We start from the raw sequence: 12,307 nt of genomic DNA on the forward strand, positions 1-12,307 counted from the left end.
GTCCGAACGGCCCCGGTCCGAACGGCGCCGGTCCGCGCGCCGACGGCCTCGGGCCGTCGCCGCTCGCCCGCATCGCGAACGGCTGGGCTCGGCCGGGTTCGAACGGTGCCGGGCCGCACGGCGCGAACGGCTCTTCGTCGCACGCCTCGAACGGCTCCGCCCCGAACGACCTCGACGGCTCGGCGCCGCTCGTGTCGGACGGCTCGGCGTCGCACGGCTCCGCGCCGGCTTCGAACGGCTCGGCGTCGCACGGCTCCGCGCCGGCTTCGAACGGCTCGGCGTCGCACGGCTCGCACGGCTCGCACGGCTCGAACGGCTCGGCGCCGGCGTCGAACGGTTCGGCGCCGCACGGCGCGGAGCAGGGGGTCACCGAGCACCCCGGCCCGGCTGCCCAGGGGTCGGCCGCCCCCGCGTCGTCGAGCGACGGCGAGCCCGCCGACCGGTCCGGGCCGAGCGCCGTCGACTGGTTCACGCCGGTGACCCCGGGGAGCCCGCCCCCGCTCCGTCGGGTCGTGGCCGAGCCGGACGAGCCGCACACGCACGTCGTGCTGCCGCACCGCTCCTGAGGCGGCCTCCGGGACGCGTCCGGACCGCCCGGGGCCCGGCGGGTGCCAGCGGAAAAGCCGTCGGTCCCGACCTCTAGCATCGGGGGGACAACCCGCACGGCACTTCCCTGGAGGCACCTCGTGTCCGCTGTTCCCGCCCCGCCCGCGTCCGCGCCGATCCTGGTGCCGGCCGGGACCACGGCGGGCGCCCGGATCCGGGAGGGCGGCCTGCCGACCAGCGGGCCGCAGGCCGTCGTCGTCGTCAAGGACGCCGAGGGCACGCTGCGCGACCTGGCCTGGGTGCCCCAGGCCGACGCGGAGGTCGTGCCGGTCACCGCGGACTCCGAGGAGGGCCGCAGCGTGATCCGGCACTCCGCCGCGCACGTCCTCGCGCAGGCCGTCCAGCAGCTGTACCCGGAGGCCAAGCTCGGCATCGGCCCGCCGATCACGGACGGCTTCTACTACGACTTCGACGTGGAGAAGCCCTTCACGCCGGAGGACCTGAAGAAGCTCGAGTCGGCGATGAAGAAGATCGTCAAGTCCGGCCAGCGCTTCTCCCGCCGCCGCTTCGACTCGCTCGAGGAGGCCCGCAAGGAGCTCGCCGACGAGCCGTACAAGCTCGAGCTGATCGACCTCAAGGGCACGGGCACCGAGGCGGGCGGCATCGACAGCGACGAGGTCATGGAGGTCGACGCCTCCGGCGAGCTGACCATCTACGACAACGTCCACGCCCACACCGGCGAGACCGTCTGGTCGGACCTCTGCCGCGGCCCGCACCTGCCCACCACGAGGTACATCCCGGCCTTCACCCTCACCCGCACCGCCGCGGCCTACTGGCGCGGCAGCGAGAAGAACCCGCAGCTCCAGCGCATCTACGGCACCGCCTGGGAGTCCCAGGAGGCGCTCGACGCCCACCTGGAGCGGGTCGCCGAGGCCGAGCGCCGCGACCACCGCCGCCTGGGCGCCGAGCTGGACCTGTTCTCCTTCCCGGACCAGATCGGCTCCGGGCTCGCGGTCTTCCACCCCAAGGGCGGCGTGATCCGCAAGGAGCTGGAGGACTACTCCCGGCGCCGGCACGAGGAGGCGGGGTACGAGTTCGTCAACACCCCGCACATCACCAAGGGGCAGCTCTTCCGCACCTCGGGCCACCTGGAGTGGTACGAGGAGGGCATGTACCCGGGCATGATCCTCGACGAGGAGCTCAACGCCGACGGGACGGTCCGCAAGCCCGGCCAGGACTACTACCTGAAGCCGATGAACTGCCCCATGCACAACCTGATCTTCGACGCGCGCGGCCGCAGCTACCGCGAGCTGCCGCTGCGGCTGTTCGAGTTCGGGACGGTGTACCGGTACGAGAAGTCCGGCGTGGTCCACGGGCTGACCCGCGCCCGCGGCTTCACGCAGGACGACGCGCACATCTACTGCACCGAGGAGCAGATGGAGGGCGAGATCGCCTCCCTGCTCGACTTCGTGCTGGGCCTGCTGCGCGACTACGGCCTCGAGGACTTCCACCTCGAGCTCTCCACCCGCAACCCGGAGAAGTCGATCGGGTCGGACGAGGACTGGGAGCGCGCCACGAACGTGCTGCGCAAGGTCGCCGAGGACACCGGGCTGACCCTCGTCGACGACCCGGGCGGCGCCGCGTTCTACGCCCCGAAGATCAGCGTCCAGACCAAGGACGCCATCGGCCGCAGCTGGCAGATGTCGACCATCCAGGTCGACCTGATGCTCCCGGACCGCTTCGACCTCGAGTACACGGCGCCGGACGGCTCCCGCAAGCGGCCGGTCATGATCCACCGCGCGCTGTTCGGCTCGATCGAGCGGTTCTTCGGCGTGCTGCTGGAGCACTACGCCGGCGCCTTCCCGGCCTGGCTGGCACCGACCCAGGTCGTCGCGATCCCGGTCACGGACGAGCAGATCCCGGCGGTCGAGGAGGTCGTGGCGCAGCTGCGGGCCAGGGGTGTGCGGGTCGAGCTCGACGCGGGCGACGACCGGATGCAGAAGAAGATCCGCACCCACACCCTGCAGAAGGTGCCGTTCCTGCTGCTCGCGGGCGCGCGGGACGTCGAGGCCGGTGCGGTGAGCTTCCGTTTCCGCGACGGCTCGCAGAGCAACGGCGTGCCGGTGGCGCAGGCGGTCGAGGCGATCACGAGCTGGATCGCCGGCCGCTCCAACGTCAACCCGACCGCGGAGACCTTCACCCTGTGAGTGGCGACGGTCGTCCTGGCGACGATCGCCACGCACGAGGGGCCCGGGGCGAGATGGCTAGGATCGACGGCGTGTCCGAACCCGAGCGCGAGGCCCCGGAGATCGAGGGCATGGCAGGGGTCGGCACACCGGACGGGTTCCGCAGGCTGTGGACCCCGCACCGGCTGGCGTACATCAAGGAGGCCGGCGAGGGCGGGTGCCCGTTCTGCCGCATCCCCTCCCTGCCGGACGCGGAGGGGCTGGTCGTGGCCCGCGGGCGGAGCGTGTTCGCGCTGCTCAACCTGCACCCGTACAACCCGGGGCACCTGATGGTCCTGCCCTACCGGCACGTGGCCGACCTCGAGGACCTCACGGCCGTCGAGTCCGCCGAGCTCACGCTGTTCACCCAGCGCGCGATCCGGGCGATGAAGAAGGTCGCCGCGCCGCACGCGTTCAACACCGGGCTCAACCTGGGCACGGTCGCGGGCGGCTCGCTGGCCGAGCACCTCCACCAGCACGTGGTGCCCCGGTGGGGCGGCGACGCGAACTTCATCGCCGTCGTCGGGCAGACGAAGGTGATCCCGCAGCTGCTGTCCGAGACCCGCGAGCTGCTCGCCGGGGCCTGGGAGCAGGACTGGGAGCCGGCGGCCGGGACGTCCGGCACGGACGGCGCCCGCGAGCCCGACACGGGGAGTGACCGGCCGCGGGACTAGGCTGGTCATCCGCACCGCCGACCGCGGCGGGGCGCCGCACGAGACCGGCAGGAGTCGGCCCCACCCGATGCTGAACGTCGTCGCCCGAGTCCACGTCAACCGGGTCACCGACCCGATCGGTCGCGCGCTGGTCGGGCGCGGGATCACCCCGGACGTCGTCACGGTCGTCGGCACCGTCGGCGCGTCGGCGGCCGCGCTGTGGTTCCTGCCCCGCGGCGAGCTGGTCGTGGCGCCCTTCGTGATCACGCTGTTCGTCCTGCTCGACCTGATCGACGGGGCCATGGCCCGGGCCCGGGGCAGGGGCACCCCGTTCGGCGCGGTGCTGGACTCCACCTGCGACCGCATCGCGGACGGCGCGCTCTTCGCGGGGATCACCTGGTGGTGCCTCGGGATCGGCGAGGAGCGGGTGCTCGGGATCGCGGCCCTGATCTGCCTGGTGTCCGCGCAGCTGATCTCGTACGTCAAGGCGCGGGCCGAGGGCGCGGGCCTGAACGCTGACGGCGGGCTGGTCGAGCGGGCCGAGCGGCTGATCGTCGTGCTGGTCGGCGTGTTCCTGCAGGGTGTCGGCGTGCCGTACGCGCTGCACGTGCTGCTGTGGGGACTGGCCGCGGCGTCGGTCTGGACGGTCGGGCAGCGGATCGTGCTGGTCCACCGCAGCGCGCAGGCCCTGTCGGCCCGGGCGCAGGAGCCCCCGTCGTGACCCTCGCGGAGCTCGGGTACACCGCGGCCTGGCGGTTGCTGCGGCACGTGCCGGCTCCGCTCGCCGAGGCCGGGTTCCGGGCCGGGGCCGACCTGGCCCGGATGCGCGGGGGAGCGGGCGTCGAGCGGCTGCGCCGCAACCTGCGCCGCGTGCGGCCCGCGGCCACGGAGCCGGAGCTGGACCGGCTCGTCCGCACCGCCCTGCGCAGCTACGCCCGCTACTGGGAGGAGGCCTTCCGCCTCCCGGCGCTCGACCGCGCCACGATCCACGCCCGGCACGAGACCGTCGCGGGCCTCGACGCCGCCCTGGCGGCGATGCAGCAGGGCCGCGGCGTCGTCCTCGCGCTGCCCCACGCGGGCAACTGGGACGTCGCCGGCGTCTACGTGATCGAGGAGCTGCGCCGGCACGGCCTGCCCGCGGAGATGACCACGGTCGTCGAGCGGCTGCGGCCGGAGTCGCTGTACCGGCGGTTCGTGGAGTACCGCGAGTCGCTCGGCTTCGAGATCGTCGCGCAGGACGACGGGCGGCGCGCCCACCTGGCGCTGACCCGCCGGCTCCGGGCGGGCGGGCTGGTCTGCCTGATCGCCGACCGGGACCTCGCGGGCACCGGCATCGACGTGCCGTTCTTCGGCGACACGATCCGGCTGCCGTCCGGCCCGGCCTCGCTCGCCGCCCTCACCGGGGCCCAGCTGCACGCCGCGGTCACGTTCTTCCGGCCCGGCGGCTGGGGCGCCACCGTCTCGCCGGCGATCGCCGTGCCGGACCGGGCCGCGGTGCCGAAGGCCACCCTCGAGCTGGCGCGCGCCTTCGAGGAGCACCTCGCGGCGCACCTCGAGGACTGGCACATGCTCCAGGAGCTGACACCCGGGAGCCACCGGTGAGGATCGGAATCGTGTGCCCCTACTCGCTGGACGTGCCGGGCGGCGTGCAGACGCACGTCGTCGAGCTCGCCCGGGCGCTGCGGGAGCTGGGGCACGCGGTCTCGGTCCTCGCGCCGGCCGACCCCGACAACAGCGACACGGCCGTCCCGGACTTCGTCACCCCCGCGGGGAAGGCGCTCGGCGTCCCCTACAACGGCTCGGTCGCGCGGGTGACCTTCGGCCCGGTCACCTACGCCCGGGCCCGGCGCTGGCTGGAGAAGAACGCGTTCGACGTCCTCCACCTGCACGAACCCACCACGTTCTCGATCTCGGTGCTGGCCCTGCTCGCCGCCGAGGGCCCGATCGTCGCCACCTTCCACACGTCGACCGAGCGCTCCCGCACGCTGCACGCCTTCGGCGGGGTGCTGCGCCCGCTCATGGAGAAGGTCACCGCACGGATCGCGGTGTCCTCGCTGGCCCGCCGGGTGCAGGTGGAGCACCTGGGCGGCGACGCGATCGAGATCCCCAACGGCGTCGACGTCCCCCGCTTCGCCGCCGGCCCGCTGCTGCCGGGGTACCCCCGGACGCCCACGGTGGGGTTCGTCGGGCGCTTCACCGAGCCGCGCAAGGGGATGCCGGTCCTGCTCGAGGCGCTGCGGAGCCTCGAGGCGCGCCTGCTCGTCGTCGGGCGCGGGGACCCGGCCGACCTGCGGCGCGAGGCCGGGCCGGTCGCCGACCGGCTCGACGTGCTCGGCGCCGTCGACGAGGACACCAAGGCGGCCGCGCTCCGCTCCGTCGACGTCTTCTGCGCGCCGAACCTGGGCGGGGAGAGCTTCGGCATGGTGCTCACCGAGGCCATGGCCGCGGGCGCGCCGGTGGTGGCGAGCGACCTGGAGTCCTTCCGCCGGGTGCTGGGCGAACCGGAGCCGGCCGGGGTGCTGGTGCCCACCGGCGACGCCGCCGCGCTCGCCGCCGCCCTGCGCGGGCTGCTCGCCGACCCGGCCCGCCGGGCGATGCTCTCCGCGGCCGGGCGCGTGCGGGCGGCCGCCTTCGACTGGCCGGTCGTCGCGGCGCAGGTCCTGCAGGTCTACCAGGCGGCCGTCGCGGCGGACCCGCGCCAGGTCGTCGCCGGGCGGGACGCCTTCCCCGGGGGTGCGGCGTGAGCTGGCCGCTCGTGGTGCTGCTGGTCGTCGTGGTGGCCGTCGTCGCGGCGGTCACCGTGCTCTGCGTGGCCCGCAGCCGGCGCCTCGACCGGCTGCACCGGCGCACGGACGCGGCGCGTGTCGGCCTGGAGCGGTCGCTGGCGCGCCGCGCGGAGGTCGCGATCCGGGTGGCCGCGGTGCTCGACGACCCGGACGCCGGCCCCGGCAGCCTCCCCACGGCGCTCGGGGAGGCCGCCCGCGCCGCCGNTCCCGACGGCGCTCGGGGAGGCCGCCCGCGCCGCCGGTGGGGGCATCGTGCGCGGGCTGCCCCGCCGCAGCGAGGACGGCATCGAGGCCCGCGAGATCGTCGAGAACGCGCTGTCCCGGGCGCTCGGGGCCGTCGACCGGAGCCGGCTCGACCCGGACCTGCGGGCGGAGCTCGCCGACGCCGAGCGGCTCGTCGTCCTCGCCCGGCGGGTGCACAACGACGCGGTGCGGGACACCCTCGGCCTCCGGTCGCGGCGGCTCGTCCGGTGGTTGCGGCTGCACGGCACGGCCCCGCTGCCCGGCTACTTCGAGATCGCCGAGTCGGTCCCGGAGCCGGCGGGCGCGGTGCCGCGGGCACTGCGACCGAGCGACCCGGTCGGCTGACGGCGGGCTGAGGGGTGCGACACCTGAGGGCGTGACCGGCCCCGGGCGACGCGTACCATCGGTGGACGGGCCGCCGACCAGCGGCGGCAGCATGCCCGGGTCCCGGGGAACCGTACCGAGAAGGAGCACCGAAAGTGTCGTCCGAGCAGGCCCAGACCGACAACGCCGCCGGCACCGCCAGCACCGAGCTCGGCACGGCCCGCGTCAAGCGCGGCATGGCCGAGATGCTCAAGGGCGGCGTGATCATGGACGTCGTCACGCCGGAGCAGGCGAAGATCGCCGAGGACGCCGGCGCCGTGGCCGTCATGGCGCTCGAGCGGGTGCCCGCGGACATCCGCGCGCAGGGTGGCGTGGCGCGCATGAGCGACCCGGACATGATCCAGGGGATCATCGAGTCGGTGTCGATCCCGGTGATGGCCAAGGCGCGCATCGGGCACTTCGTCGAGGCGCAGGTGCTGCAGTCCCTCGGCGTGGACTACGTCGACGAGTCCGAGGTGCTCACCCCGGCCGACGAGGCGCACCACATCGACAAGTGGGCGTTCACCGTGCCGTTCGTGTGCGGGGCGACCAACCTGGGCGAGGCGCTGCGGCGGATCTCCGAGGGCGCGGCGATGATCCGCTCCAAGGGTGAGGCCGGCACCGGGAACGTCGTCGAGGCGACCCGGCACATGCGCCAGATCCGGGCGGACATCCGCCGGCTGGGCACGATGGACGAGGCGGAGCTGTTCATCGCGGCCAAGGAGCTGCGGGCGCCGGTGCAGCTGGTGGCCGAGGTGGCCAGGGCGGGCAAGCTGCCGGTCACGCTGTTCACCGCGGGTGGGATCGCGACCCCGGCGGATGCGGCGATGATGATGCAGCTCGGCGCCGAGGGCGTGTTCGTCGGCTCGGGCATCTTCAAGTCCGGTGACCCGGCGCAGCGTGCGGCGGCGATCGTGAAGGCCACCACGTTCTACGACGACCCGGACGTGATCGCCAAGGTCTCGCGGGGGCTGGGCGAGGCGATGGTCGGGATCAACATCCCGGACCTGCCGGCCGAGCAGCGCTACGCCGCCCGCGGGTGGTGAGCTGACCCCTCCCGGACGCCCCGCCCCGTGCGGGGCGTTCGGCGTTCTCGGGCCTTCCTCCCGGACTCTGTCGGGCCATTCGTGCCGGCGAGGGGGCTGCGGCACCTTCGCTCGCGAGTGAGCGAGAGTGCCGCTCGCGCGGACGCCTACACGTACTCCATCACCAGCACCGCGGCGGTGGCGGGGTCGAGGGCCTGGTAGGTGTGCGGGCGGTCGCCGGGGAAGCAGGCGTAGTCGCCGAGGCCGAGCTCGACCTCCTCGCCCTCCGGCCCGGCGAGCCAGCGCCCGGCCGTGACCACCATGTGCTCCGTCGTGCCCGGGATGTGGGCGTGCGCGGTCCGGGGCGGGCCGGGCTCGGCGGTGATCACGTGCAGGTCCCGCCGCGCCCCGGGCGGGCAGGCCGCCAGCAGGGTGCCGGTGAAGGGGGAGTGCTCGCTCGGGATGACCACGCCCTCCCCGGCCCGCACCACGCGCACGGCCCGGGCGGGCGGGTCGACCAGCCGGGAGAACGGGACCTCCAGCACGACGGCGATCGCCCACAACGTCTCGACGCTCGGGTTCCCCGCCCCCGCCTCGAGCTGGGACAGGGTGGACTTGGCGATGCCGGCGCGCCGCGCGAGCTCCCCGAGCGAGAGCTCGCGCCGGGTCCGTTCGCGACGCACGGCGGAGGCGATGGCCGCGAGCGGCGTTCCGTTCGTTCGATCCATCGGTCTCCTCATCCGGTTTGACGAACGCCTCGACAGTGTTCATCCTAGCGGTCATGCGTTCGACACGGCGAACGGCGCTCGAGCGGGGCGACCTCCGCGACGCCCTGGCGCTCGGCGCCGCGATCACGGTGGTCGGGATGTCCTTCGGTGCGCTGGCGGCGGCCGCGGGGGTGCCGCCGCTGCTCACCGTCGGCATGTCCGTGCTGGTCTTCGCGGGCGGCTCGCAGTTCCTGGCGGTCGCGGTGGTCGCGGCGGGCGGGGCGCCGATCGCGGCCGTGGCCGCGGGGCTGCTGCTCAACCTGCGGCACCTGCCGTTCGGCCTGGCCATCGGCGACCTCGCCGGGCGGACGCTGCCGGCCCGGCTGCTCGGCGCGCACATCCTGATCGACGAGAACGTCGCCTTCACCCGGGCCCGGGGGACGGGCCCACGCGCCCGCGCCGCCTACCGGACCTGCGGTGCGCTGCTGTTCGTCGGCTGGAACGCCGGCACCGTCGTCGGCCTGCTGGCCGGGTCCGCGGTGCCGGACCCGGCGTCGTTCGGGGTCGACGCCGCGTTCCCGGCCGCCCTGCTGGCGCTCCTGCTCCCCTCCCTGCGCGCACCCGACGCCCGCCGCGTGGGCCTCGGCGCCGTCGTCGTCGCGCTCGCGGCGACTCCCTTCCTCCCGCCCGGGCTGCCCGTACTCGTGGCGCTGGTCGCGCTCGTCCTGGCCGGACGACCGGAGGTGACCGCATGACCTGGCCCGCCGTGCTGGCCCTGGCCGCCGGCACCTACCTCGTCCGGCTCGCCGGGATCCTGCTGCGCGACCGGGTCACCCTCCCGCCGCGGGCCACGCGGCTCACCGACCTCGGGGCGACCGCCCTGCTGGTGGCGCTGGTCGCGACGGCCGCGCTGACCGAGGACGGCGGGTTCAGCGGCTGGGCGCGCCCCGCGGGCGTGCTCGTGGGCGGCGCGGCGGCGTGGCTGAAGGTGCCGTTCGTGCTGGTCGTGGTGCTCGCCGCGGGCACCACCGCCGGCCTGCGCGCGCTGGGTGTGCCGTAGCCCGCCGGACCGCGCTCGTGCCGCGACGAGCCACCGGCGCTGGCCGCCTGCAGGTCACGGACGGCACGGACGGCACGGGCGGCACGGGCGGCACGGGCGGCACGGGCGGCACGGACGGCACGGACGGCACGAGCGGCACGGACGGGCTCGGCGGGCTGCCGGGGTTCCGGGCCCGATCGCCGGAGGTCGGCGTGGCGGGCAGCCGCACGAGCGAGCTCGTCGCGGTGACGAGCTCGCACGTGCCGTGACGATCGTGGCGGCGCCGGTCAGGCGAAGTCGACGGTCACGCAGCCGACGCGGTCGCCCGCGGTCCCGGCCTTGCCCGGCTCCGTCGCCGTCTTCATCGCGTGGATCACGACGGACTGCGGGGCGGCCTGATCGGTGAAGGCCCATTCGGCCTGGGTGGCCGTGACCGACGCGTTGCCCTGCGCGTCCGTGGTGAAGTCGAGCCAGACCTCGTTCTGCGGGTTGGCGTAGGCCGGGTCGACGCTCGGGGTCACCGGGTCGGCGACGTGCTGGAAGTGCGGGCCCGAGTCCGGCGCGGCCGGCCCGCAGGGCTTCTGGTGGGCGTGCGACCCGTAGGTGCGGTTCGGCACCAGCCCGGTGACGGCGAGCGTGACGGTGGAGCTGTTGCCCTCGGTCGACGACGTGACCTTCGCCGTGGCCCCCGCCGGGACCAGGTCGGGCCGGTAGGTGATCGCCTCGCCGGTGGTGCCGAAGGTCGCCTCGACGTCGACGTCCTGCTCGGCGCCGGCCGACGCGCCGCCGGCGGCCGGGGCGGCCTGGGCGGTCGTCGCGGCGGGCGTGCCGGTTCCGGTCGACGGTGCCTGTGACGGGGACGAACAGCCGACGAGCGCCACGGACAGGGCGGCGAGCGCCGGGAGGACGAGGCGGTGGAGGGTGCGTGGTGGGACCATGAATCAGACATACCCCATGGGGGTGTGATCAACGGAGTATGCCGCGCCCGGTAGCCCGATCGTGGCGCCGGGGGGCCCGACGGGCGGCGACGAGCGGTCCGGCGGCGCGTCGGGGACGATCGGGCCGTGCGAGTTCTGGTGATCGGAGCGACCGGCTACGTCGGCACCCGGCTGGTGCCGCGGCTGCTCGCGGAGGGCCACACCGTCCGCTGCCTCGTCCGCTCCCCGGAGCGGCTCGCCCGCACCGGCTTCGCCGACCGGGTCGAGGTCGTGCGGGGGAGCGTGCCGGATCCCGCGGCGACCGGCGCCGCGTGCCGCGGCGCCGACGCGGTCGTCCATCTCGTGCACTCCATGGACGGGCCCGACTTCGCCGACCGCGACCGGGTCGCCGCCCGGTCGGTCGCGGCGGCGGCCGCGGCCGGCGGCGTGCGGCGCATCGTCTACCTGGGCGGGCTGCAGCCGTCCGGGGCCGCGGCCGGGGGCACGAACTCCGCGCACCTCGGCTCCCGGCACGAGGTCGGCGAGATCCTGCTGGCCGGTCCGGTGCCGGCGGCGGTGCTGCAGGCGGGGATCGTGGTCGGGCGGGGGTCGGCGAGCTTCGAGATGATCCGCCACCTCGCCGAGACCGTCCTCGGGGGCCCGCCGGTGCTGCCGCTGCCGGACCAGGCCTGGAACCGCGTGCAGCCGATCGCGATCGACGACGTCCTGTACTGGATCACCGCCTGTCTGCGGCTGCCGCCGGAGGTGAACCGGGCGTTCGACGTCGGCGGCCCCGAGGCCCTGAGCTACGTCGAGCAGCTGCGCGGCTACGCCCGCGAGGCCGGGCTCGCCCGTGCCCTGACCGTGCCGGTGCCGGTCGCGGCGCCACGGCTCGGCGCCCGCGCGATCGAGGCGCTGACCCCGGTCGACCGCGCGCTCGCCGGACCGTTGCTGGAGTCGATGGCCTACGACCTCGTCTGCCACGAGTCGGACCTGTCGGCGCTGGTGGGCGATCCGCCGGGCGGCCCGACGCCGTACCGCGAGGCGGTGCGCCGGGCGCTGGCCGAGGAGGGCCCGGCGGGCCCGGCGGCCACCGATCCCGAGGGCGCGGGCCCACCGGCGCTGACCGGCCGGCACGTCGAGGAGGTCGACGCCCCCGCGGAGGTGCTCTGGTCCGTGGTCGCGGGGCTCGGCGGCGACGAGGGCTGGCACACCGTCCCCGGGGCGTGGGAGCTGCGGCAGCGGCTCGACGGCCTGATCGGCGGCGTCGGGCTGCGCCGCGGCCGCCCGGCCCGCCTCGAGCCGGGCGCGGCCGTCGACTGGTGGCGGGTCGAGGAGGTCGAGCCGGGCCGTGCCCTCGCGCTGCGGGCGGAGGCACGGCTCCCGGGCGTCGCGCGGCTGCGGATGACGGTCGAGCCCACGCGGAACGGCGGCAGCCGCTACACCCAGACCGTGACGTTCCGTCCGCGGGGACTCGCGGGCCGGGTGTACTGGTACGCGCAGAAGCCCGGGCACGATCTCGTCTTCGGCGTGATGGCGCGGATGATCGCGTTCGAGGCGGAGCGCCGCGCGCCCCGGCCCGCTGCGCCGAACGGTGCGGTGCGGGTCGCCGGGACCGTGTGACCGCACCAGGATCGTTGCCCCCGCAGCTTTCGTTACCGGTGCGTAGCGTGAGATTCGCCGGATTGACCGGCACCTGCTGTCACCGACAGCATTCGCCGCAGCCGTCCGCTCCCCGCAACGGCTACGCCCGCCCGGACCGGCCCCCGACGGTCCGGCGGGTCCGCCCGGAGCCGTCGGGGG

At 75.3% G+C, this 12,307-nt stretch carries 12 protein-coding genes and 2 pseudogenes; 12 read left to right on the plus strand and 2 right to left on the minus strand.

Annotated elements, in window-relative coordinates:
• From ACFQH9_RS28965 to pdxS, 8 genes and pseudogenes are all read left to right on the plus strand, one after another.
• Positions 1-566: pseudogene (locus ACFQH9_RS28965) on the plus strand (hypothetical protein); the annotation flags it as partial.
• 120 nt (positions 567-686) lie between these two features.
• Positions 687-2,753: a threonine--tRNA ligase gene (thrS, locus tag ACFQH9_RS28970; RefSeq protein ID WP_379571071.1), complete on the plus strand. Its 2,067-nt coding sequence runs from the start codon at positions 687-689 to the stop codon at positions 2,751-2,753.
• 110 nt (positions 2,754-2,863) lie between these two features.
• Positions 2,864-3,445, plus strand: coding sequence for an HIT family protein (locus tag ACFQH9_RS28975; RefSeq protein WP_379571107.1), 582 nt, complete (start codon positions 2,864-2,866; stop codon positions 3,443-3,445).
• A gap of 67 nt (positions 3,446-3,512) precedes the next feature.
• Complete coding sequence (pgsA, locus tag ACFQH9_RS28980; protein ID WP_379571073.1) at positions 3,513-4,145, plus strand: phosphatidylinositol phosphate synthase; 633 nt, start codon at positions 3,513-3,515, stop codon at positions 4,143-4,145.
• Entirely contained in the window at positions 4,142-5,026 is an 885-nt protein-coding gene (locus tag ACFQH9_RS28985) for a phosphatidylinositol mannoside acyltransferase (RefSeq protein WP_379571075.1), read from the plus strand. Before pgsA ends, ACFQH9_RS28985 begins: the two co-directional genes overlap by 4 nt.
• Entirely contained in the window at positions 5,023-6,168 is a 1,146-nt protein-coding gene (locus ACFQH9_RS28990) for a glycosyltransferase family 4 protein (protein ID WP_379571077.1), read from the plus strand. Before ACFQH9_RS28985 ends, ACFQH9_RS28990 begins: the two co-directional genes overlap by 4 nt.
• Positions 6,165-6,798 (plus strand): annotated as a pseudogene (locus ACFQH9_RS32220) (LemA family protein). Before ACFQH9_RS28990 ends, ACFQH9_RS32220 begins: the two are co-directional and overlap by 4 nt.
• 134 nt (positions 6,799-6,932) lie before the next feature.
• Positions 6,933-7,862 carry a pyridoxal 5'-phosphate synthase lyase subunit PdxS gene (gene pdxS / locus ACFQH9_RS29000; protein ID WP_379571081.1) on the plus strand — a complete coding sequence of 310 codons (930 nt, stop codon included), beginning with the start codon at positions 6,933-6,935 and terminating at the stop codon, positions 7,860-7,862.
• 146 nt (positions 7,863-8,008) lie between these two features.
• On the opposite strand, the gene ACFQH9_RS29005 is transcribed toward pdxS, so the two are convergent.
• On the minus strand, positions 8,009-8,569 hold the full coding sequence (locus ACFQH9_RS29005) for a helix-turn-helix domain-containing protein (protein ID WP_379571083.1): 561 nt from the start codon (positions 8,567-8,569) through the stop codon (positions 8,009-8,011).
• Between the two features lie 53 nt (positions 8,570-8,622).
• On the opposite strand from ACFQH9_RS29005, the gene ACFQH9_RS29010 reads away from it, so the two are divergent.
• From ACFQH9_RS29010 to ACFQH9_RS29020, 3 genes are read left to right on the plus strand one after another with little or no spacing between them, the layout of a single operon-like run.
• Complete coding sequence (locus tag ACFQH9_RS29010; RefSeq protein WP_379571085.1) at positions 8,623-9,303, plus strand: AzlC family ABC transporter permease; 681 nt, start codon at positions 8,623-8,625, stop codon at positions 9,301-9,303.
• Positions 9,300-9,608 (plus strand): AzlD domain-containing protein, encoded by a 309-nt coding sequence (locus tag ACFQH9_RS29015; RefSeq protein WP_379571087.1) that lies wholly within the window; start codon positions 9,300-9,302, stop codon positions 9,606-9,608. The genes ACFQH9_RS29010 and ACFQH9_RS29015 overlap by 4 nt, the downstream gene beginning before the upstream one ends.
• Positions 9,609-9,625: 17 nt before the next feature.
• The gene (locus ACFQH9_RS29020; protein WP_379571089.1) at positions 9,626-9,856 is read left to right on the plus strand and encodes a hypothetical protein; all 231 of its coding nucleotides are present in this window, start codon (positions 9,626-9,628) and stop codon (positions 9,854-9,856) included.
• A gap of 18 nt (positions 9,857-9,874) precedes the next feature.
• Here the strand turns inward: ACFQH9_RS29020 and ACFQH9_RS29025 are convergent, their stop codons facing one another.
• Positions 9,875-10,525: a superoxide dismutase family protein gene (locus tag ACFQH9_RS29025; protein ID WP_379571091.1), complete on the minus strand. Its 651-nt coding sequence runs from the start codon at positions 10,523-10,525 to the stop codon at positions 9,875-9,877.
• A 126-nt stretch (positions 10,526-10,651) separates the two neighbouring features.
• On the opposite strand from ACFQH9_RS29025, the gene ACFQH9_RS29030 reads away from it, so the two are divergent.
• Complete coding sequence (locus tag ACFQH9_RS29030; protein ID WP_379571093.1) at positions 10,652-12,127, plus strand: SDR family oxidoreductase; 1,476 nt, start codon at positions 10,652-10,654, stop codon at positions 12,125-12,127.
• Positions 12,128-12,307: the final 180 nt, after the last annotated feature.

This window comes from Pseudonocardia lutea, assembly GCF_042658055.1.
GTDB classification, from domain to species: Bacteria; Actinomycetota; Actinomycetes; order Mycobacteriales; family Pseudonocardiaceae; genus Pseudonocardia; species Pseudonocardia lutea.

What these genes read in the sequence shown, in the direction of transcription:
- ACFQH9_RS28975 (WP_379571107.1), top strand. Translation starts at nt 2,864, where the DNA reads ATGGCAGGGGTCGGCACACCGGACGGGTTCCGCAGGCTGTGGACCCCG.
- pgsA (WP_379571073.1), top strand. Translation starts at nt 3,513, where the DNA reads ATGCTGAACGTCGTCGCCCGAGTCCACGTCAACCGGGTCACCGACCCG.
- ACFQH9_RS29005 (WP_379571083.1), bottom strand. Translation starts at nt 8,569, where the DNA reads ATGGATCGAACGAACGGAACGCCGCTCGCGGCCATCGCCTCCGCCGTG.
- ACFQH9_RS29010 (WP_379571085.1), top strand. Translation starts at nt 8,623, where the DNA reads ATGCGTTCGACACGGCGAACGGCGCTCGAGCGGGGCGACCTCCGCGAC.
- ACFQH9_RS29015 (WP_379571087.1), top strand. Translation starts at nt 9,300, where the DNA reads ATGACCTGGCCCGCCGTGCTGGCCCTGGCCGCCGGCACCTACCTCGTC.
- ACFQH9_RS29025 (WP_379571091.1), bottom strand. Translation starts at nt 10,525, where the DNA reads ATGGTCCCACCACGCACCCTCCACCGCCTCGTCCTCCCGGCGCTCGCC.